The following is a 20,868-nucleotide window of genomic DNA, read 5'->3' on the forward strand; positions in this document are numbered from 1 at the left end:
CACATAAGGGAACGAGCAATGAACAACTTTACTCTTCATACCCCCACCCGCATTCTGTTTGGCAAAGATGCCATCTCCGATTTGCGTGAACAGATTCCCGCTGATGCCCGCGTGCTTATTACTTACGGCGGCGGCAGCGTAAAGAAAAATGGTGTGCTGGACCAGGTTTACCGCGCGCTGGACGGGCTGGACGTGCGTGAGTTCAGCGGCATTGAGCCCAACCCCTCTTACGAAACGCTGATGAACGCGGTAAAAATTGCTAAAGAAGAAAACATTACCTTCCTGCTGGCGGTCGGTGGCGGTTCGGTGCTCGACGGCACCAAATTCATCGCCGCCGCGGCCCACTACGCTGACGGCGTTGACCCCTGGGAAATTCTGCAGACCTCCGGCAGTAAAATAACCAGCGCAATCCCGATGGGTTCCGTGTTAACGCTGCCGGCAACGGGTTCTGAATCGAATAAAGGTGCGGTTATCTCCCGTAAAACCACGGGCGATAAACAAGCCTTCCACTCTGTGCATGTGCAGCCGGTCTTTGCCGTACTCGATCCGGTGTATACCTACACCCTGCCGCCGCGCCAGGTCGCGAACGGCGTGGTCGATGCCTTTGTGCATACCGTTGAACAGTACGTCACCTGGCCTGTGAATGCCAAAATTCAGGACCGTTTCGCCGAGGGCATTCTGCTGACGCTTATCGAAGAGGGTCCGAAAGCACTGCAGGAGCCGGAAAATTACGACGTGCGTGCCAACGTCATGTGGGCTGCAACCCAGGCGCTTAATGGTCTGATTGGTGCAGGCGTGCCACAGGACTGGGCAACCCATATGCTGGGCCACGAACTGACGGCGATGCACGGTCTGGATCATGCCCAGACGCTGGCGGTGGTGCTGCCTGCACTGTGGAATGAAAAACGCGACACCAAACGTGGCAAACTGCTGCAGTACGCAGAACGCGTCTGGAACATCACCGAAGGCTCAGACGATGCCCGTATTGATGCAGCTATCGAAGCCACACGCGGGTTCTTCGAGCAGATGGGCGTACCGACCCGCCTGTCCGGTTACGGTCTGGACGGCAGTTCTGTCCCGGCCCTGCTGGCAAAACTGGAAGAGCATGGCATGACAAAACTCGGCGAACATCAGGATATTACCCTGGATGTCAGCCGTCGCATTTATGAAGCGGCACGCTAAGCTTTTTACGCCCTCGCCTTTCGTTTTTGGGCTTTTCGTCCAGACTTAATGCACACAACCTTACCGGGCTCCGTCCCGGTAAGTACATAGAGGAGGCATGCATGACACATTCAACCGTGATTAAACTTGCTGATGGCAATCTGATGCCGCAGCTCGGTCTCGGCGTGTGGAAAGCGGGTAATGAGGAAGTGGTTTCCGCCATTCACAAAGCGCTGGAGGTGGGTTATCGGTCTATTGATACCGCAGCGGCGTATAAAAATGAAGACGGCGTAGGCGATGCGCTGCGAAGCGCAGGCGTCCCACGTGACGAGCTGTTCATCACCACAAAGTTGTGGAATGACGATCAGAAACGTCCCCGTGAAGCATTGCAGGAGAGCCTTGAAAAGCTGAAGCTGGATCATGTGGATCTGTATCTGATGCACTGGCCGGTTCCGGCTATCGACCATTATGTCGACGCCTGGCAGGGGATGATCGAGCTACAGCAGCAGGGGCTGGTGAAGAGTATTGGGGTCTGTAACTTCCAGATCCATCATCTGCAAAAGATCATTGATGAAACTAACGTGACGCCCGTGATCAACCAGATAGAGCTGCACCCGCTACTCCAGCAGCGCCAGCTGCACGCCTGGAATGCCACGCACAAAATTCAGACCGAGTCCTGGAGCCCGCTCGCACAGGGTGGCGAAGGGGTATTCGATCAGAAAATTATTCGTACTCTTGCGGATAAGTATGGCAAAACGGCAGCACAGATTGTCATTCGCTGGCACCTCGACAGCGGCCTGGTGGTGATTCCGAAATCCGTGACCCCGTCGCGTATTGCCGAAAACTTTGACGTCTGGGACTTCCGCCTCGATAAAGACGAGATGGTCGAAATAGCGAAGCTGGATCAGGGCAAACGCCTGGGGCCAGACCCGGATGAGTTCGGAGGCTAATCTCTCTGCGCCCGGCCCTCTGGCCGGGCTTATTCTATCCTGCGGTGTTGACCCGACTAAGCGGTACAGGTCTGCAGATATCATGCTCACCCGTTTGTGTGTCGGGCGATTGCTGCGTTCGCGGTAGGGTGCACACAACTCCCATCTCATCAGGCGCGCCCTCATAGGAGCCACTCAGACGATAAGAGAGCAATACATCGTAATGTTGCCCCCTGGCTGTAATAAGTAACCGGGAAATATTAATTTTATCAATAGGGCCGATGGGCAAAAAGAGTGACCATTCATGGTCGCCCCTGAAGAAAAATGCCCCCTTGCTATCGGTGAGCGTGCTGGCGTCAGAGCCATTGCTTTTCAGCGTGATCTCCGCCGCCGAAATCGCGTTGCCATCGCTGTCCAGCAGACGCCCTTCCACCACCGGTTGCGACCGGGTATACGCAACGCATCCGCTTTGCAGTAGTGCCAGCAATACCAGGCCCGGCCAGAACCGTTTTGCCATCGTTCACTCCCTGAATACAGGTTAACCTCTCTTCACTGCAGAGACTTACACACCGCCGAAGGCAGTGCTACTCTGAGTACCGTACCCCCAAAAAAAGATGCCGCTATGCAAAAATGTTTAGCCCTGCTTATTGTGTGCAGTTTTTCAGTCTTTGGGCAGTCTCCACAGCGTAGCGTGGAACTGCTTTATCAGCACTATGCGAATAACGCACCGGGTGTGGTTTTTGATGCATCCGGCCAGGAGCAGATCATCTCAGGCCGCCTTATGAAAGTGGTCGCGGAAGATCAGAAACTGACAGCGCAAGGCGATGTGGGCTATCTGAATTACGACCCGGTGTGCAGCTGCCAGGATTATGACAACCTGGTACTGGAGCAGGTTGATATCGTGACACACGATCCGCAGCATGTGGATGCAGTGGTACGTTTTCGCCCGTTCAGCGACGGGCCAGAAACCGTGACGCAAACGCTGGTGCTGGTGGATGAAAACGGTCGCTGGCTGATTGATGATATCGTCAATGAAACGAGCAGCCTGTATGAAGGGATGAAAGCGTATAACCGCGAGCGAATTGAAGAAGCGCAAAGTGATAAAGCATCGGAGAAAGGTACCGTCAGTTCACCCTCACCCCAGCCCTCTCCCTGAGAGCGAAATGGCGGCGCCGGGCAGTTCCCTCTCCCGGTGAGCCGAGGGATCGTCACAAAAAAATGCAATCCCATCCGGTTCCCTCTCCTCTTTGGGGAGAGATACCGTCTTGCGGTTCAGGCCGCAAGCGGTATCTCAGCGTCGAATATGCGACCCGATTTCACTACGCCATAAGCCAGTTGCAACAGCTTTCTCATTCCCGCGCAGACCTGCTCTTTCCCTGATTTTCCTCGTTCAGCCAGCCGCCCCATCAGGCTCTTCACCACTTCGTTATATCTGCCCGCGACGATGGCAGGCATGTACAACGCGCTACGTAACTCTCCCTGCCCCACCTTCGATATCCGGCTTTTCCCTTTCCACAACCCCGATTCACAGCGCCGTGGATTCAGTCCTGCATACGCCACCAGCGCCTTGCTGCTACTGAACCGGCGCAGGTTTCCCGCATATGCCAGCAGGCTGGCACTCAGCATATCTCCCACGCCCGGAATGCTCTTCAGCAGGGCTTTATCACGCTTCAGATCCGGGTTGTCGTCGATGTGCTGATTGATTTTCTTCTTCGTCTCTTCTATCAGCGCATCCAACTGGGCGATATGTTCAGTCAGGGACGCAAGGATGACCTCTTCAGCCCCTTCCAGCCGGTTTTCCTCCATCTGGCGCATCTCTTCCAGATTTTTCAGATGGCGGACCAGCGCAGTCAGTTGCCGCTCGTACAACGGCGCCGGGAACCAGGCCGATGGCTTATGCAGGGCGCAGTAACGCGCTATCAGCGCAGCATCACCTTTATCCGTCTTATTGCGGGTCAGTTCAGCCTTGCCAAAAGCGCTGATGCGCGCCGGATTTTCGAGGCTTACCCTGCAACCGTTATCAGCCAGCAGAGTGGCAAGTTCAGTGCTGTAGCAACCGGTGGCTTCCATGCAGACATGGCAGTCGCCAAAGCGCTTCAGCCAGGCCAGGAACTCGCGCGCCCCGGAAGAGGTATTCGCGAATTTTTTAGTTTTGTATTTCTGATTAGGAAGCAGAACGGCAACATCAAATTTGAGTTTGGCGATATCCACGCCGACAGGAACAAGATTCATGATGGCACTCCGTAACCTTATGACAATATCGCCGGACCATCCTTATATGTGGGTGCTCAGGGCACAGGATACCGTTCGGTCTTGAGGCGACAGGGAAACAGGTGACCGGGGCATAATCTCTCCCACGGGCTCAGAGGCACCAGGGCCAGGGGATGCTCACCGGTCACCTCCCGATGATCAGTCGGGGATCTTCTCCGGCTGAGCGGAGAAGATCAAGACATAAGGGTCAGGGTAAGGGGGAAAAGGCGGCGCTGAGGGCTATTCCGTTCACCTTATGTTCCCTGCTTTTCAGTAGCGACAGAACCCGTGAACGTGCCATAGCCGTTCACCGCCACCGCCACCACCCGGGCTCCCGGCCACGAAAATCGCCGCTGGCGCAGTCCATTATTCGCCCCATCCCAGGAGCTTACCCCTTCAGGGCTAGCGCAGGCACTATTCAAAATTGCTCCCGGCAATGTTGTCAGTTCCTCCTTCAGGCTTATCGGGGATGGGCGAAGGTAACGTCCCTGTAAGTTCGCCCTCGCCGCGCATCTGCACATCGCCCCGGCCTTGCGGATACGCGTCGTCGATTTTCAGCCGGCCCCCGTTATCGCGGTGATTGTCTTATTCTCATTACACCGTGATATCGCTGTAAAACGTAATATTACTGAGGATTCCTCAACCCGATGGATGAGGACATCAGACTGCCGTCAGCCAGCGTTACGTTTGACCACTTTCCTGGCACTCTCACTTCTGACAGCGCCGCTTTTCACCGTGCCGCTCTTTGCAACACCGCCTCTGGCGACGCCGCTTTTCGCCGTGCCCTGACCTGCCGTCGCAGGCTTCGCTGAGCCATTCTGACGTTGGTGCACAATCGGCGTATGCTTGGTCAGCGCAGGGCGGGTATTGCGGTTCTGTCGGCGCGCTTCGCGCATCTCATCCAGGGTCGGCGCTGGCACCAGACAGTCGCGGCGTGAACCAATCAGATGCTTTTTACCCATCTCTTCCAGTGCCTGACGGATAAGCGCCCAGTTCGCCGGATCATGGTAGCGCAGCAGCGCTTTATGCAGACGACGCTGCTTGTCCCCTTTTGGCACCACCACCTCTTCACTCTTGTAACCAATTTTACTGAGCGGATTTTTCCCGGTGTAATACATGGTCGTTGAGTTGGCCAGCGGCGACGGGTAGAAGTTCTGCACCTGGTCCAGACGGAAGCGGTGTTTCTTCAGCCACAGCGCCAGGTTAACCATATCTTCATCACGCGTGCCTGGATGCGCGGAGATGAAATAGGGAATCAAATACTGCTCTTTACCTGCCTGCTTAGAGTAAGTGTCGAACAGTTGTTTAAAGCGGTCATAGCTCCCCATGCCCGGCTTCATCATCTTCGACAGTGGCCCTTCTTCCGTGTGCTCCGGCGCGATCTTCAGGTATCCACCCACGTGATGGGAGGCCAGCTCTTTGATGTAACGAGGATCTTCCACGGCGATGTCGTAACGGACCCCGGAGGCGATCAGGATCTTTTTGATCCCTTTCAGGTCGCGGGCGCGACGATAGAGATTGATCGTCGGCTCATGGTTAGTATCCATGTGCTGGCAAATGTCGGGGTATACGCACGACAGGCGGCGGCAGGTCTGCTCCGCGCGCGGGGACTTGCAACGCAACATATACATGTTGGCCGTGGGGCCGCCTAAATCGGAGATAACCCCGGTAAAACCTGGCACTGTGTCGCGAATGGCTTCGATCTCGTTAATGATCGAATCTTCGGAGCGGCTCTGGATGATGCGTCCTTCGTGTTCGGTTATGGAGCAGAAGGAACAGCCGCCGAAGCAGCCACGCATGATGTTAATTGAGAAGCGGATCATATCATACGCAGGAATACGGCTGTTGCCGTAAGCCGGGTGCGGTACGCGTTTGTACGGCAAGGCGAAGACACTGTCCATCTCTTCAGTCGAGAGCGGGATAGCCGGTGGGTTAACCCAGATATAGCGATCGCCATGTTTCTGCATCAGAGCCCGCGCACAACCGGGGTTAGTTTCATGGTGGAGAATGCGCGATGCATGGGCGTACAGAACCTTGTCGGCTTTGACCTTCTCGAAAGAGGGCAGCAGCACGTAGGTTTTTTCCCAGGGTTTAGGGCGCGGCGGCTGCACCACAACGGCTTTGGCTTCCGTTTGGCTGGGTTCGACCGGCTTGTTGTCGGCGCAGGGTAAATCCTCACCGTAAGGATGGGGAATGGGGTCGATTTTTCCCGGCATATCAATAATGCGGGAGTCGACACCGCTCCAGCCCGGCAGCGCTTCTTTAACCATAATGGCGGTGTTGCGCACATCACGGATCTGCGCGATGGCTTCCCCCTGAGACAAACGGTGGGCCACCTCCACCAGCGGACGTTCACCGTTACCGAAGATCAGCATGTCGGCTTTGGAATCCACCAGCACCGAGCGGCGCACGGTGTCTGACCAGTAATCGTAATGCGCCGTGCGGCGCAGGCTCGCTTCGATGCCACCGAGAATCACCGGCACCTCTTTCCAGGCTTCCTTGCAGCGCTGGGTATAGGCAAGCGTAGCGCGATCCGGACGTTTGCCCGCCACGTTATCCGGGGTATAGGCGTCATCATGGCGGAGTTTACGATCTGCCGTGTAGCGGTTAATCATTGAGTCCATATTGCCGGCGGTCACGCCAAAAAAGAGGTTCGGTTTCCCAAGGCGCATGAAGTCATCTTTGCTGTTCCAGTCCGGCTGCGCAATGATGCCTACGCGAAAGCCCTGCGCTTCCAGCATACGACCGCAAATTGCCATCCCGAAACTCGGATGATCGACATAGGCGTCACCGGTAACCAGAATGATGTCGCAGCTATCCCAGCCAAGTTGGTCCATTTCACTACGGGACATGGGTAAAAATGGGGCCGGACCAAAACAGGCCGCCCAGTACTGGGGCCAGGAAAAGAGGTCTCGATCCGGCTGGATCAGGGATATTGCGCTCATCTTGCTTCCAAAAAAGTGGCAAAAAAATAATCAAAGGGCGGGGATTATACGCCGGATCAATAGATGAATTGAAGGATTAACTGTGGGGTTTTTCCCCTCACCCTAACCCTCTCCCCAAAGGGGCGAGGGGACCGATTGTGCTCGCATTTTTTTCTGGGGATTCTTCAGCCCAGAGGGAGAGGGAATCTATCGAGCGGGCCGGGAGTCGGTTTTCTCACTCAATCTATCGAGCGGGCTGGCGGGAGGCTTTCTCCCTCTCCCTTTGGGAGAGGGCCGGGGTGAGGGATATTAGGGTGCCGGGTTCACCAGCAGCTGGCCTATAGACCCTCTGTCAGCCATTTCAAGCGTCTGGCTACCGTACTGGAACGGGAAGTGAGGCCATGAAGGCTGGCCGTAATAGACCAGTAGCTCAACCTGCCCGTCCACCCAGATGGTGTCTTTCCAGCCACGATCTTCCGGGAACGGCATGGCGCCATTGACGTTGCGTACCTGGAACATGACCCCTTCCATATGGAAAGACTGCGGCATATCCGCACGCACCGTCCAGCGCTCCCACGTTCCCTGTTGCGCGGTAATATCAAGACGCTGTGGATCCCAGAGCTGACCATTAATGCCCGGATCGCTGCCAAGCGTAATATCGCGGCTGCGCGTCGGCGTGCCGGTCATGATGTCCGCAGGCAGCAGGCGCATCGGTAGCGTATCAGTCACCAGCGGCAGAAGCCCGGTAGGTCGCAGCGTCAGTACCAGCGTAGAGATAAGAATGCTTGAGGGTTCAAAGAAGCCGCGCAGACGATCCACAATGCCTGCAGCTTCACCACAGGTGAGCGATACTTCATCGCCATTGGTCATATCGACGAGAATTTCGCGGCGCTCGCCCGGTGCCAGCGCCAGCTGTTTAATCGATACCGGCGCGGTGAGAAAACCCTGGTCCCCGGAAATGACATGCAGCGCACGTCCATCGCTCATCTGCAATTGATAGCGTCGGGAGTTGGATGCGTTCAGCAGACGCAGGCGCACCCAGCCGCGGGAGACTTCAACAAACGGGCTTTGCGCACCGTTGACCATCAGGGTATCACCCACAAACCCACCGCTGCCCGGCTCGCTGTATTCCGGGGTGCCGAAGTTATCCAGACGTTTATCCTGAATAATGACCGGAAAATCATCCACGCCATAGTGGTTAGGAATAGGCAGTGATTTACTGATCTCATCTTCCACCAGCCACATTCCTGCCAGCCCGTTGTAGACCTGCTGAGCAGTGCGATTCGGTGTGTTAGCGTGATACCACAGGGTGGCGGCACTCTGGCGGACAGGCAGGACAGGCGCCCAGTCATTATTGGTGGTCATCATCCTGGCCGCTCCCCCCATCAGCGGGCCGGGAACCTGTAGCCCACTCACGGTCATGGCGACATTATCGGCCAGGCGGTTACTGTAAATCAGTTTGACATCATCGCCGTTCCACACGCGGATCGTCGGCCCAAGATAGCGACCGTTAATTCCCCATACCTGCGCCCGCGTCCCGGTCGCAAAAGACCAGTGGGCACGTTGCAGGGTAAGAAACAGCGGCTGGCCACGGCGGGACTCCAGCAGAGGAGGAATGGGCAGCGGGGGTTGCTGCCCGGCGGCGTTCGCCCTCAGCGGCATCGCGCTGGCGCAAAGCGCTGCGCCAGATGCCTGGATAAATTGACGCCGACTGAGTGACATAGATGCTCCGTGTAATACTGAATAAACCGTACGGGAAGTCATTTCCCGGGACATTAACAGCGGGGACTTACACCCGACCCGTGGCTTCGCGTTCCGCCACTTCTTTATCTAATTCGCCAATCTTCTTCGCCATCAGCTCATGGCAATGCGCTGCCAGCTCACGAATCTGATCTTTACCATAGCCGCTGGTGTCGACAGGTGGCAGCATTTCCACAATCACCAGCCCATTTTTGATGCGGTTGAGATTGATTTTATTCGAGGTGGTAGAGACACACACGGGAATGACAGGAACGCCGGCAGCAATGGCGGCGTGGAATGCCCCGGTCTTAAACGGCAGTAAGCCACGGCCACGGCTACGGGTGCCTTCCGGAAACATCCAGACGGAGATATTGCGTTTCTGAATGTGCTTAACCACCTGCGCAATGGTGCCGTGTGCTTTTGCCCGGTTATTGCGGTCAATCAGCAGGTTGCCCGTCAGCCAGTAGAGAAGACCAAAAAAGGGTACCCAAAGCAGGCTCTTTTTCCCCACCGTCACCGTCGGCGGCTGCACGATATTAGACGCCGTGACCATATCGTAGTTGTTCTGATGATTAGCGATATAAATCGCCTTGCCGAAGTTCGCATAATCCTGCGGCAGGCGTTGTTCAACCTTCAGACCAAAGACGGGAGCAAGACGACCAAACATATGCCCGAACGTAGCGACATGCTTTGGATTACGGGGGCTCAACAAGCAGTACAGGCAGCCAAATACACAAACCAAAATAGAATAAATGACAACGATGATGACGCGAATAATAAAAAGCATAGCTACCTCGAAAACCCATCCTTATGAGCATGAAACGTTAGCCATCAACACACAGGGCCAGGTCAGATGCGGGTCCGTAAAAGTCATATTGTTAATCGCAATTCTCGAATAAACAACGCTTTTACGGGAAAATTTACCACTGCCCCCCTCAGAACGAAGGGGGCAAGAAATGCACGAATTACTCTTCGCTGTTGCCAGCGCTGGCGCGTGCTGGCGCGTCAATTTCAACGCGATCAATGCGTTGTAATCCCCGCATCAACGTGCCCCGACGCCCACGCTCACCCTGTACTTTTTGCAGCTCTTCAGGGCGCAGTTTGATCTTGCGTTTTCCGACGTGAATGGTCAGCGTGCTCTGCGGAGGTAACAGATAAAGATGCGCCAGCCCATCTTCACCTTTCGCCGCCTCCGCAGCAGGGATGCCAATGATTTTGTTTCCTTTACCTTTAGAAAGCTGCGGCAGATCGCTGACCGGGAACATTAGCATCCGTCCTGCCTGGGTAATGGCCAGCAGCATATCAGCGTCGTTTTCAATTTCCAGCGGCGGCATGACGCGCGCGCTATCCGGCAGGCTGATTAAGGTCTTACCGGCGCGATTGCGCGCCACCAGATCGTTAAAGGTGCAGACGAAGCCATAACCGGCGTCGCTTGCCATCAGTAATTTCTGATCCTCACTGGTCATTACCATATGCTCGACGGTTGCCCCTGGCGGCAGCGTCAGTTTACCGGTCAGCGGCTCGCCCTGCCCACGGGCAGAGGGTAGCGTAATGGGGTCAATGGCATAGCTGCGGCCAGTAGAGTCGATGAAGACAACCGGCTGGTTACTCTTCCCTTTGGCAGAGGCTTTCCAGCTATCGCCGGACTTAAAGCTCAGCCCTTGCGCATCGATATCATGGCCTTTGGCGCTACGCACCCAGCCCATCTGTGACAACACAATGGTGACAGGCTCGGACGGCAGCATATCGTGCTCGTTCATCGCCTTCGCTTCTTCGCGCTCATGCAGCGGAGAGCGACGATCGTCGCCGAAGGCATCCGCATCCGCCTGGAGCTCTTTCTTGAGCAGCGTATTCATCTTGCGTTCAGACGCCAGAATGCCTTGCAACTGATCGCGCTCTTTTGCCAGATCGTCCTGCTCGCCACGAATTTTCATCTCTTCGAGTTTGGCAAGATGGCGTAATTTCAGCTCAAGAATGGCTTCCGCCTGGGTTTCGCTGATGCCAAAACGCGACATCAGAACCGGCTTCGGCTCATCTTCGGTACGAATAATGTGAATGACGTCGTCGATATTGAGAAACGCCACCAGCAAACCTTCCAGGATATGCAGGCGCTTAAGCACTTTCTCCAGACGATAGTTCAGACGGCGGCGCACGGTGTCGCGACGGAACACCAGCCACTCATTGAGGATTTCCAGCAGGTTCTTCACCGCCGGGCGTCCATCAAGACCAATCATGTTGAGATTGATGCGGTAGCTCTTCTCAAGATCGGTAGTGGCGAAGAGGTGATTCATCACCTGCTCCATATCCACACGATTGGATCGCGGCACAATCACCAGACGGGTTGGGTTTTCATGATCGGATTCGTCGCGAAGATCGTCAACCATCGGCAACTTTTTATTGCGCATCTGTGCCGCAATCTGCTCCAGCACGCGCGCGCCGGACACCTGATGCGGCAGTGCGGTAATCACCACCGCACCGTCCTCTTTTTTCCACACAGCGCGCATGCGCACTGAGCCACGACCGTTTTCGTAGATTTTACGAATCTCCGCACGGGAGGTAATGATCTCCGCTTCGGTCGGATAATCCGGCCCCTGGACAATATCCAGTAACTGGTCGAGGGTGGTTTTGGGCTGCTCAATCAGCGTAATCGCAGCGTTGGCCACTTCACGCAGGTTATGCGGTGGGATATCCGTAGCCATGCCCACGGCGATGCCGGTAGTCCCGTTGAGCAGAATGTTAGGCAGACGCGCAGGCAGCATTTTCGGCTCCTGCAGAGTGCCATCAAAGTTCGGCACCCACTCCACGGTTCCCTGACCGAGTTCGCCCAGCAGGACGTCGGCGTAGCGGGACAGACGGGATTCGGTATAACGCATCGCGGCGAAGGATTTAGGATCGTCCGGTGCACCCCAGTTCCCCTGACCGTCCACCAGCGGGTAGCGGTACGAGAACGGCTGCGCCATCAAGACCATAGCTTCGTAACAGGCACTGTCACCGTGCGGATGATATTTACCCAGCACATCGCCCACGGTACGGGCGGATTTTTTGAATTTGGCGCTGGCACTCAGCCCCAGCTCAGACATCGCGTACACGATGCGACGCTGAACAGGTTTCAGGCCATCACCGATGAACGGCAACGCCCTGTCCATGATGACGTACATGGAGTAGTTCAGATAGGCGTTTTCCGTGAATTCATGCAGCGCAAGGCGCTCTGCCATATCGCTCATTAATCGTGATTCCTCAACGTGTGCGCCCGCCTTTTCGGCGGCAATATTGCCGCAGATACTAACCTATCTGCGGCGAGGAGTCATAACTATGCGCGATTTTTTGAAACCGGGTAAAGCCGCTACTGAGTGACCTTATTAACTTGCTTAACGTCGATCTCAACCGAGTTCCAGTCTTTGTCCACTTCCCCCTGAATTTCCACCACATCCTGCGGCCCTACGCTCACGCCGTTCCAGCGTTTATGGTCAATATCCACGTTGATGGTGCCGGTCGTATCCTTGAAGGTATATACATCATCGGACAGGCGCTCAACGATATTGCCCCGCAGCGTCACCCAGGCATCGTCACGCATGGACTTAGCACGCTCTACCGTTGCCGTACCGCCGGCAGGTCCGGTGAATCCACCGCCTTGTGCGCTGGTTGCGCCAGGCCCGTTAAACCCGCCGCCCTGGGCGGCAGTTTGATTTGTATTCGCCGCAAACACGGGGGCAGAACAGATCATGACAATCGCGGTCATCGCAGCAATCTTTTTCATCTTTTCTCTTCCTTTGTCAGTCGATTCACCCCTATTAAACCCGCCAGTTCTTAACAACTTCTTAAGGCAAAAAAAGAAATCTTTTTTCTGTACAGCCCACTGAAACTGCATGTTTACTTGCTGACAGGCGAGAAAAAAGGGATGTCACATGCGCGTGTTACTGATTGAAGACGACAAACTCATTGGCGACGGAATCAAAGCGGGGTTAAGCAAACTTGGCTTTAGCCCTGACTGGTTCACGGATGGGCTGCTTGGCAAGCAGGCGCTCTACAGCGCGCCTTATGATGCCGTCGTGCTGGATCTGACCCTGCCCGGTCTGGACGGCCTTGAGATCCTTCGTGAATGGCGCGACAAAGGCCACAGCGAGCCAGTGCTCATCCTCACCGCCCGCGATGCGCTCGATCAGCGCGTGGAAGGGTTACGCCTCGGCGCAGATGACTATCTGTGTAAGCCCTTTGCGCTGATAGAGGTGGCCGCCCGGCTTGAGGCGCTGGTTCGCCGTAGCCACGGTCAGACTCGCAGCGAACTGCGCCACGGAAAGATAACGCTTGATCCCGTAAGCCTTGTCGCCACCCTGGCAGACGAGCCCCTGTCCCTTAAGCCAAAAGAGTTCGCGCTACTGGAGTTGCTGCTACGGAATGTTGGTCGCGTGCTGCCACGCGCGCTGATTGAAGAAAAAATCTACAGCTGGGATGACGAGGTGACGAGTAACGCCGTCGAGGTGCATGTTCACCATTTACGCCGAAAGCTTGGCAGCGACGTTATCCGCACCGTTCACGGCATCGGCTATACCCTGGGTGACGCATGAGATGGCCTGTTATCGCAAGCCTGCGCCTGCGCCTGACGCTGCTGTTTTTGCTGCTGGCGACGGTCGCCTGGCTTTGCGCCAGCGTGGTGGCCTGGCAGCAGACCCGCGAAAAGCTGGACGAGCTCTTTGATACCCAGCAGATGCTGTTTGCCAAACGACTGAGCACCATGAGCAGCGATGAGGCCGGTCATCTTCGCTCTACCGCGCCACCTGACAAAAAAGTGAAGCGGGGGCATCTGGACGACGACGCCCTGGCCTTCGCCATTTTTTCGCTGGACGGTAAACCTGTACTGCACGATGGGGAAAACGGTAAGCAGATCCCGTGGAATTATCATCGTGACGGATTTGAAAATGGTCATCTGAAAGATGACGACGATGACTGGCGGTTCCTGTGGTTAACCTCGGCTGACGGGCAGTACCGTATTGCTGTTGGGCAGGAGTGGGACTACCGCAAAGAGATGGCGGTAGAGATCATTCGCTCGCAGCTCACCCCCTGGCTGGTGGCGCTTCCGCTGATGCTTATCGTGCTTATCCTGCTACTGAGCCGGGAGCTGACCCCGCTCAGACGGCTTGCGCAGTCGCTGCGGACACGCGAGCCAGACAGCGCCACCCCGCTCCCCCACACCGGCGTACCCAATGAAGTTCGCCCGCTGCTGGATGCCCTCAACCAGCTGTTTGCCCGCACGCAAAACATGATGCAGCGTGAACGCCGTTTCACCTCCGACGCCGCGCATGAGCTTCGTAGCCCCTTAACCGCCCTGAAAGTTCAGGCCGACGTGGCGCAGCTGTCGCAGGACGATCCGTGCGCGCGCGATAAGGCCCTGAATCAGTTACATGCAGGCATTGAGCGCGCCTCGCGCCTGGTCGATCAGTTGCTCACCCTCTCCCGCCTTGACTCTCTGGAAAACCTGGAAGATGTGGAGCCTGTGGCATTAGCGCCTTTGCTTGAGTCAGCAGTGATGGACATTTACCACACTGCCAGACAGGCCGGGGTGGATGTGCGCCTGAACATCATTGCGCCGCAGGTCACCCGCATCGGGCAACCTCTGCTGCTCAGCCTGCTGGTGCGCAATTTACTGGATAATGCCGTGCGCTACAGTCCCGCCGGCAGTGTGGTACGGGTGACGCTGGAGGCCCGGGGTTTTAGCGTCAGCGATAACGGCCCTGGTATCAGCGCCGAGGCGCTGGCCCGCATTGGTGAGCGTTTTTATCGTCCCGCGGGCCAGCACGCCACGGGCAGTGGGCTGGGTCTCTCCATTGTCAGGCGCATCGCTCATATGCATCGCATGACAGTGACCTTTCAGAACGCCCCCACCGGAGGATTCATCGCCGCGATCGCACTGCCATAATTATTGCTGCTAGCGCAAAAGTCTTTGCACGCTTTGCCTGGTTCGTCAAAGGTCTTATCGGGATAGAATTGCCGTCATTGACGTTCCCTAAGGACAAACCTGATGAGCAATATCCTGATTATCAACGGCGCAAAGAAATTCGCCCACTCTAATGGTCAACTCAATGACACGCTGACCTCCGTTGCTGAAAGCGTACTGCGCGATACCGGGCACCAGGTAAAAACCGTGCGTACCGACGGCGACTACGACATTCAAGCGCAAGTGCAGAACTTTCTTTGGGCTGACGTGGTTATCTGGCAGATGCCAGGCTGGTGGATGGGCGCGCCGTGGACCGTGAAGAAATATATGGATGATATCTTTACGGAAGGCCACGGCGCACTGTACGCCAGCGATGGCCGCAGCCGTTCTGATGCCGCTAAAAAATACGGTTCCGGCGGCCTGATTCAGGGCAAAAAATATATGCTCTCTCTGACCTGGAACGCACCGCTGGAGGCCTTTAACGATGAAGAGCAGTTCTTCCACGGCGTGGGCGTGGATGGCGTTTACCTGCCTTTCCACAAAGCCAACCAGTTTCTGGGCATGGAACCACTGCCAACCTTTATCGTTAACGACGTCATTAAAATGCCAGACGTGCCGCGCTACATTGAGGAATATCGCAAGCATCTTGGGCAAATTTTTGGTTAACTGAGAGACTGGACTTAGAAGGAGTTAACCATGTTGACAGTGATTGCTGAAATTCGCACCCGTCCGGGGCTGCACCATCGCCAGGCCGTACTTGAAAGATTTGCCGAAATTATCCCCACCGTACTGCAGGAAGAGGGTTGCCACGGTTATGCCCCCTGGGTTGACCACGCCGCTGGCGTCAGTTTCCAGACCGCCGCACCTGATTCCATTGTGATGGTTGAGCAGTGGGAAACGGTCGCCCATCTGGAAGCGCACCTTGCCACTGCGCACATGAAAGCCTGGAGCGAAGCGGTGAAAGGCGACGTGCTGGAAACCCATATTCGCATTCTGGAGCAAGGGGTTTAATCCTCTGCGTTCAACGCTCTCCCACTGGGCTGCGGGATCCCCAGTAATATGTTTTTGCAGCGACAACATTGCGCCATGAGAATAGAACAGTCACCGCGATGACAGGGTCCGGCTGAAAATCGACGACGCGTATCCGCAAGGCCGGGGCGCCGCGCAGGGATGCGCGGCGAGGGCGACTTTACAGGGATGTTACCTTCGCCCGTCCCCGATAAGCCTGAAGGATTAAGCGTCGTGGACCGCGAAGCGGCGATTTTCCTTGCCGGGAGCCCGGGTCGCCAGGGTGGTGGCGGTGAACCACCCTGGCACGTTCACGGGTTCTGGCGTGACAGAGAAGCAAGAAACATAAGGTGAACGGAATGCCCTCAGAGCCGCATGTTCCCCTCACCCTGACCCTCTCCCCAAAGGGGAGAGGGAACCTGACGTGCTCGCATTTTTTTGTGGCGATTTTTAAGTCCGTAGGGCGACAGCACGCTACCAGTACAGCTTCCAGCTCTGGCTAAACCGCATCAGCGCCTCGACGTAAAAATAATCTCCCCAGCTGCAGCATTCATCCACGCCTTTGTCGCTCGCAAGATGGTAGACCGAGTGCTTGAGTAGCCCGTTGGTAGGCTCATTTTTACCCGCCAGATAGTGCTTACCCAGCGACGACATAATGCGCATCGCCCAGTGCTGATAGCGCTCACGATCCGGATCGGTGACCGGCAGATGCTTGATAAGCTCAAGCAGCCCGCAGACAGCAATCGCCGCCGACGAGGAGTCCCGCAGCGCGTCGGTCTCCACCAGCGCCAGATCCCAGTGACAGACAGCATCTTCCGGCAGGCGGTTCAGGAAGTAATTAGCCAGCCTTTTCGAAAGCGCGACCATCTCGTTGTCGCCGGTGTAGATGAAACTCAGAAGGAAGCCGTAAATCCCCCACGCCTGGCCGCGCGACCAGCAGGAGTCATCCGCATAGCCCTGCTGGGTGTTGCCATAACGCGGCGCGCCTGTTTTCACATCCATATAGTAGGTGTGAAAAGTGGAAGCATCCTCGCGTATTAAATAGGTCGCCGCCTGATTCACATGCGCCTGCGCCGCTTTAGCAAAACGCGGATCGCCGGTCTGCTCACTTGCCCAGTAGAGCAGCGGCAGGTTCATATTACAGTCAATGATCATACGCCCGGCCTGCTCCGGGTCGCGAAGATCCCCCCATGCCTGAATGATCTGCGCCTTCTGGTGAAAGCGTTCGAGCAGCGCTTCTGCCGCCTGCAGGGCAAAGCCGCGTGCCTCGCGATGACCGGTCAGTCGCCAGGCCGACACGCACGAGAGGGTGTACAGGAACCCCAAATCATGAGTGTTTGTGTCAAGACGTCCCGCAATGCGCAGGCCAAATGAGCGCACATTTTTTTCCGCCAGCTCGCGAAAAACCTCATCCCCGGTCATCTCCCAGGCAAGCCATAACTGCCCGGTCCAGAAACTGGTCGTCCACTCCACATTTTCGGTGAGCGGGTAGTAGCCGTTTACACAGGTTTCAGCGGGAAACTTCTCACCGAACTGCGTTAAATGACGACGAATCAGTTCGAGGGTATGCTGCCGTGCGCTGTCCAGTTCATCTGCAAATCGCTGCCGGTCAACCGGCGCACCTGGACACTCCCGTAACGGTTCCTCAACGATTTTACTTAACATAGTTCGGTTCCTTCTTTTAAAAAAATACCCGGTATTAACGCGAAAGATGATTGCCTGCTATATCCAGCGGTGCACGCTGACGCCATTTGCTCTGGCAGGCCGAGAGGGTCCATGCGGATATCAAGGTAAAGGTCAGTGCCGTCGCGCCCATAATAATGTAGGTATTTTCAAAACCGATGCGGTCATAGAGTAAGCCGGCGGGAGAAGAGACCACCACATTACCTACATACAACATCGCCTGATAACCCAATAAATACATGGTTGCATTAACACGCTTATCAAAATGCTCTGCAATGTATTTAAATACCGAGACCAGCAGCAGACAGATTTCCAGACCGTACAGCGGCTTCAGCACGGAAATTAATAAATGAGAATCACAGAGGCCGGATATAATCAGCCGCGCTCCGACTACCATCCCCACAATTAACAGACCACGTTTAGCGCCGATATAATTCACCACCAGTGGAATTACCATATACATGATAAATTCCATCCCGGACTGCACGGTGCCCAGGTAGCCAAATACCGCATTCCCCTGATGCACATCGTCAAAGAAGGTGACGAAATAGCGCGAGAACTGCTGCTCGGCGATAAACATCATCCATGCCACGCCAGCAACATAGAGGCAGAATGCCCAGAATTTGCGGTTACGCAACAGCGCGTAAACGTCCGCAGGCACAATCTTCTCTTTGGTCAACACCTCGCTGGCGTTAGCCGCATTGACGTTCACCTTCAGGCTCAGCAGCACAATAAACATCACCACCGATGCCACGCTACCCATGATGAAGTTCCACGCCGGTGAAATGTTAAACAGCAGGCCGGAGAAAGAGGACGCCACGGCCCAGCCCAGCGATCCCCACATGCGGATCTGCCCAAACTCCATGCTGTTTAAACGGCTATAGCGGTCACTGTAAGATTCGCAGGCCGCCACCCCGGCATACCAGGCAAAGCTTAAATAAATGGCCCCGACAATAATTCCCATCATGGTATTCGTCAGCAATAACGGCTGATACACATAAATAAAGAACGGTGCCATTAAGGCCGACATTAACACGACAAAATAGAGCAGGTATTTACTCATTCCGATTTTATCAAGAATATAACCGTAAATCGGTTTCAGAATTACTGAGAAAATACCATTAACAGCAAATACCGTACCGATAACCGTGCCACTCAGATTGGCTTTTTGTCCAAGCCAGATGGCTAACAAACCGATACTTGCTGACCAGGTAAAAAAATAGAGAAAGATAAATGAACTGATTTTGTAATATTCAGTCCGGGTGTTGATGGCTGATTTTTCCATACTATCCTCGACAAATCGTGTAGCGTTCAGAGATTGCGAATGACGAAAATATTTCTGTTATTGTTCTGGCCGCGCGGATTAATGCGCAAAGGTTATTATTGTATTGTGCTCTTTACTCTTCACCCGAATCCCTTCGGGCTCAATGGTTAATTCCGGTACAACAGAATAAAAATCATGTGAGCTTAAACTGGCCTGCACTGCGCAGGCCAGCCAGTGTTCCCCGACTGGCAGGATGTTATGTAGCATGGGGATGGTCGCACACTCAGCAAACATGACGCTGCTATTAGGTGGGGTTACCACACAATCGGCTTCGCGCACACGCAGCGGTGAGAGATCGACAATCGCACTCACCCCATTGGCAGCCTGCACAAGCCCGCCCCTCTGCGTCCCCTGCGCAAGCGGCCGCAGAGGGGCCTTCATCACGGCAAAACCGCCCTCCACGCTGTGCAGTTCACGCGCCGTGCGGATGCGGTGTACCCGCAGATGCCACTCCCCACAGGGGATAAGCCAGGTCGCGATCTGTACATCACGCCACGGCGACCAGCGAGAGAAGATGTGGTTATCCTGCACCACCACCTCGTCACAGGCCCGACGCCCACGAAAATAGTTGTCACCCTCGCTCAGCAGCAACATAGAGTCACATGCCGCGTGCTTAATACCGTAGCGCCCGCGCTCAATGGTGAAACCAAAGCGGCTGGAGTAGGCAAATTTGGTGTATTTTGCCTCGGTATTGACGTAGTTATTCAGCTCAAGCTGACCGGAAGTCAGCATGTAGACATGGCGGGACCCGGCGGAATGCACCAGAATCTGCTGCGCATGAGCAATAGCACGGTGCGAAGCCAGCGTCGGCAGCGGCGCCTCTTCGGCCTGCCAGAAAGCGTGATGCGCTGGCAACGCCAGAATTAAAAATACCTTCAACGCCCAGTAAGGCGAACCGGGCGAGTTGTAGTCCTCACACATCGCCAGGTTGGGGTATGCAAACCCAAGCGTCAGCACGCCGTCACGGTCAAAAATGGGTTGTGACAGCCACCAGCGAAGATGGCGCAGAATAATGCCTTTCACGATACCAGGCGTGAGCACCGGTAGTGCAGACCAGGCCACCGAGCTCCAGAACGCCACCATTGCAAACCGGTAAGTCAGACTGCGACCAAAGGGGATGGATTCGCCGTCGGCGGCAGACATATAGATAAAATCATCGGCGAACTGCACCGCACGTTCGCGCAGCACCGCGGCGCGCTCCGGGTCATCTTCCCCGTTGAGGGTGGCATAAATCAGGCCATAAAAATGAAAGGCCATCGAGATGTAATAGTCTTTTGGACGACCAGGACCGTCGGAATACCAGCCGTCTCCCAGATAGTAGGCTTCCATCAGCGTAAAGCGGCGATCGATAGCCTGCTTATCCCAGGGTAGCCCCGCACGCTTAAAGCCCAGCTGCACCAGAATCGCGAAATAATTCCAGTTACTGTCGGGCATCTGTGCATCGGTGATTTGATTCAGCCAGCGGTGCAGGTTGTCGCGCTCACGCGGGCTGAAACCGGCCAGACACTCTCCCTGGAGCAGCGCCAGCCCCAGTCCCCAGGCTGCCATCTCCACCAGCCGCTGGTCGTAGGGGCCAGTCTCGCCCCAGTATTCGCGACTTTCAGGATCGGTTCCCTGCTTCAGCGCGGCGAAGTATTTGTCGGCAAGCGGCGTTGCATCCCCACCGGCCAGCAGCGGGAACAGCCCCCACATTGCCCGCGACAACCCTTCCATCTCTGCAATTTTTGCCCCGTAATGCGCCTGGGTTTCACCGAGCGAGAATCCTGAACGGCCCGCAGGAAACGCGATATCCAGCGCGTTTAACATTGTCGTCAGTTCCGCCACGACATCCTGCCGGGAAGACAATGAAATTGATTTTTTTTCGTCGGGCATCGGCATCGGTTCACTCCCCTGATAAGTGGCTAAAGAATAGTGAAC

The 20,868-nt window shown here is 55.6% G+C and carries 16 protein-coding genes and 1 pseudogene; 7 read left to right on the plus strand and 10 right to left on the minus strand.

Going from position 1 to position 20,868, the window contains the following annotated elements; genetic code table 11:
- The first annotated feature begins 18 nt into the window (after positions 1 to 18).
- Entirely contained in the window at positions 19 to 1,182 is a 1,164-nt protein-coding gene (gene yqhD / locus M1D91_RS19625) for an alcohol dehydrogenase (RefSeq protein ID WP_437434491.1), read from the plus strand.
- A 101-nt stretch (positions 1,183 to 1,283) separates the two neighbouring features.
- Positions 1,284 to 2,111, plus strand: coding sequence for a 2,5-didehydrogluconate reductase DkgA (dkgA, locus tag M1D91_RS19630; RefSeq protein WP_437434490.1), 828 nt, complete (start codon positions 1,284 to 1,286; stop codon positions 2,109 to 2,111).
- Positions 2,112 to 2,145: 34 nt separating this feature from the next.
- Here the strand turns inward: dkgA and M1D91_RS19635 are convergent, their stop codons facing one another.
- The gene (locus M1D91_RS19635; protein ID WP_437434489.1) at positions 2,146 to 2,607 is read right to left on the minus strand and encodes a carboxypeptidase-like regulatory domain-containing protein; all 462 of its coding nucleotides are present in this window, start codon (positions 2,605 to 2,607) and stop codon (positions 2,146 to 2,148) included.
- A gap of 105 nt (positions 2,608 to 2,712) precedes the next feature.
- Here M1D91_RS19635 and M1D91_RS19640 point away from each other — a divergent pair, with 105 nt between their 5' ends.
- Entirely contained in the window at positions 2,713 to 3,246 is a 534-nt protein-coding gene (locus M1D91_RS19640) for a DUF3828 domain-containing protein (protein ID WP_437434488.1), read from the plus strand.
- Positions 3,247 to 3,362: 116 nt separating this feature from the next.
- On the opposite strand, the gene M1D91_RS19645 is transcribed toward M1D91_RS19640, so the two are convergent.
- The 6 genes and pseudogenes from M1D91_RS19645 to M1D91_RS19670 all read right to left on the minus strand — a co-directional run bounded on the left by M1D91_RS19645 (position 3,363) and on the right by M1D91_RS19670 (position 12,761).
- A complete protein-coding gene (locus M1D91_RS19645) occupies positions 3,363 to 4,322 on the minus strand; it encodes an IS110 family RNA-guided transposase (RefSeq protein ID WP_457975816.1) in 960 nt (319 codons plus the stop codon).
- A gap of 788 nt (positions 4,323 to 5,110) precedes the next feature.
- Positions 5,111 to 7,346, minus strand: a pseudogene (locus tag M1D91_RS19650) (YgiQ family radical SAM protein); the annotation flags it as partial.
- A 227-nt stretch (positions 7,347 to 7,573) separates the two neighbouring features.
- The gene (gene ftsP, locus M1D91_RS19655) at positions 7,574 to 8,986 is read right to left on the minus strand and encodes a cell division protein FtsP (RefSeq protein ID WP_437432454.1); all 1,413 of its coding nucleotides are present in this window, start codon (positions 8,984 to 8,986) and stop codon (positions 7,574 to 7,576) included.
- Between the two features lie 67 nt (positions 8,987 to 9,053).
- Positions 9,054 to 9,791: a 1-acylglycerol-3-phosphate O-acyltransferase gene (locus tag M1D91_RS19660; protein ID WP_437432453.1), complete on the minus strand. Its 738-nt coding sequence runs from the start codon at positions 9,789 to 9,791 to the stop codon at positions 9,054 to 9,056.
- A 178-nt stretch (positions 9,792 to 9,969) separates the two neighbouring features.
- The gene (gene parC / locus M1D91_RS19665; RefSeq protein WP_437432452.1) at positions 9,970 to 12,228 is read right to left on the minus strand and encodes a DNA topoisomerase IV subunit A; all 2,259 of its coding nucleotides are present in this window, start codon (positions 12,226 to 12,228) and stop codon (positions 9,970 to 9,972) included.
- Positions 12,229 to 12,347: 119 nt separating this feature from the next.
- The gene (locus tag M1D91_RS19670; RefSeq protein WP_437432451.1) at positions 12,348 to 12,761 is read right to left on the minus strand and encodes a YgiW/YdeI family stress tolerance OB fold protein; all 414 of its coding nucleotides are present in this window, start codon (positions 12,759 to 12,761) and stop codon (positions 12,348 to 12,350) included.
- 148 nt (positions 12,762 to 12,909) lie between these two features.
- Here M1D91_RS19670 and qseB point away from each other — a divergent pair, with 148 nt between their 5' ends.
- The 4 genes from qseB (at position 12,910) to M1D91_RS19690 (ending at position 15,947) form a co-directional block, all read left to right on the plus strand.
- Positions 12,910 to 13,569 (plus strand): quorum sensing response regulator transcription factor QseB, encoded by a 660-nt coding sequence (qseB, locus tag M1D91_RS19675; protein WP_437432450.1) that lies wholly within the window; start codon positions 12,910 to 12,912, stop codon positions 13,567 to 13,569.
- A complete protein-coding gene (gene qseC / locus M1D91_RS19680) occupies positions 13,566 to 14,918 on the plus strand; it encodes a quorum sensing histidine kinase QseC (protein ID WP_437432449.1) in 1,353 nt (450 codons plus the stop codon). Before qseB ends, qseC begins: the two co-directional genes overlap by 4 nt.
- Before the next feature lie 102 nt (positions 14,919 to 15,020).
- A complete protein-coding gene (locus tag M1D91_RS19685; RefSeq protein WP_437432448.1) occupies positions 15,021 to 15,602 on the plus strand; it encodes an NAD(P)H-dependent oxidoreductase in 582 nt (193 codons plus the stop codon).
- A gap of 30 nt (positions 15,603 to 15,632) precedes the next feature.
- The gene (locus M1D91_RS19690) at positions 15,633 to 15,947 is read left to right on the plus strand and encodes a putative quinol monooxygenase (protein ID WP_437432447.1); all 315 of its coding nucleotides are present in this window, start codon (positions 15,633 to 15,635) and stop codon (positions 15,945 to 15,947) included.
- Between the two features lie 471 nt (positions 15,948 to 16,418).
- On the opposite strand, the gene M1D91_RS19695 is transcribed toward M1D91_RS19690, so the two are convergent.
- The 3 genes from M1D91_RS19695 to M1D91_RS19705 all read right to left on the minus strand — a co-directional run bounded on the left by M1D91_RS19695 (position 16,419) and on the right by M1D91_RS19705 (position 20,829).
- Entirely contained in the window at positions 16,419 to 17,609 is a 1,191-nt protein-coding gene (locus tag M1D91_RS19695; RefSeq protein WP_437432446.1) for a glycoside hydrolase family 88 protein, read from the minus strand.
- 34 nt (positions 17,610 to 17,643) lie between these two features.
- Positions 17,644 to 18,912, minus strand: a complete 1,269-nt coding sequence (locus tag M1D91_RS19700) for an oligosaccharide MFS transporter (protein ID WP_437432445.1) — start codon at positions 18,910 to 18,912, stop codon at positions 17,644 to 17,646.
- 78 nt (positions 18,913 to 18,990) lie between these two features.
- On the minus strand, positions 18,991 to 20,829 hold the full coding sequence (locus tag M1D91_RS19705; protein ID WP_437432444.1) for a DUF2264 domain-containing protein: 1,839 nt from the start codon (positions 20,827 to 20,829) through the stop codon (positions 18,991 to 18,993).
- Positions 20,830 to 20,868: the final 39 nt, after the last annotated feature.

Source organism: Enterobacter sp. SA197, assembly GCF_054131575.1.

What these genes read in the sequence shown, in the direction of transcription:
- yqhD (WP_437434491.1), top strand. Translation starts at nt 19, where the DNA reads ATGAACAACTTTACTCTTCATACCCCCACCCGCATTCTGTTTGGCAAA.
- dkgA (WP_437434490.1), top strand. Translation starts at nt 1,284, where the DNA reads ATGACACATTCAACCGTGATTAAACTTGCTGATGGCAATCTGATGCCG.
- M1D91_RS19635 (WP_437434489.1), bottom strand. Translation starts at nt 2,607, where the DNA reads ATGGCAAAACGGTTCTGGCCGGGCCTGGTATTGCTGGCACTACTGCAA.
- M1D91_RS19640 (WP_437434488.1), top strand. Translation starts at nt 2,713, where the DNA reads ATGCAAAAATGTTTAGCCCTGCTTATTGTGTGCAGTTTTTCAGTCTTT.
- M1D91_RS19645 (WP_457975816.1), bottom strand. Translation starts at nt 4,322, where the DNA reads ATGAATCTTGTTCCTGTCGGCGTGGATATCGCCAAACTCAAATTTGAT.
- ftsP (WP_437432454.1), bottom strand. Translation starts at nt 8,986, where the DNA reads ATGTCACTCAGTCGGCGTCAATTTATCCAGGCATCTGGCGCAGCGCTT.
- M1D91_RS19660 (WP_437432453.1), bottom strand. Translation starts at nt 9,791, where the DNA reads ATGCTTTTTATTATTCGCGTCATCATCGTTGTCATTTATTCTATTTTG.
- parC (WP_437432452.1), bottom strand. Translation starts at nt 12,228, where the DNA reads ATGAGCGATATGGCAGAGCGCCTTGCGCTGCATGAATTCACGGAAAAC.
- M1D91_RS19670 (WP_437432451.1), bottom strand. Translation starts at nt 12,761, where the DNA reads ATGAAAAAGATTGCTGCGATGACCGCGATTGTCATGATCTGTTCTGCC.
- qseB (WP_437432450.1), top strand. Translation starts at nt 12,910, where the DNA reads ATGCGCGTGTTACTGATTGAAGACGACAAACTCATTGGCGACGGAATC.
- qseC (WP_437432449.1), top strand. Translation starts at nt 13,566, where the DNA reads ATGAGATGGCCTGTTATCGCAAGCCTGCGCCTGCGCCTGACGCTGCTG.
- M1D91_RS19685 (WP_437432448.1), top strand. Translation starts at nt 15,021, where the DNA reads ATGAGCAATATCCTGATTATCAACGGCGCAAAGAAATTCGCCCACTCT.
- M1D91_RS19690 (WP_437432447.1), top strand. Translation starts at nt 15,633, where the DNA reads ATGTTGACAGTGATTGCTGAAATTCGCACCCGTCCGGGGCTGCACCAT.
- M1D91_RS19695 (WP_437432446.1), bottom strand. Translation starts at nt 17,609, where the DNA reads ATGTTAAGTAAAATCGTTGAGGAACCGTTACGGGAGTGTCCAGGTGCG.
- M1D91_RS19700 (WP_437432445.1), bottom strand. Translation starts at nt 18,912, where the DNA reads ATGGAAAAATCAGCCATCAACACCCGGACTGAATATTACAAAATCAGT.
- M1D91_RS19705 (WP_437432444.1), bottom strand. Translation starts at nt 20,829, where the DNA reads ATGCCGATGCCCGACGAAAAAAAATCAATTTCATTGTCTTCCCGGCAG.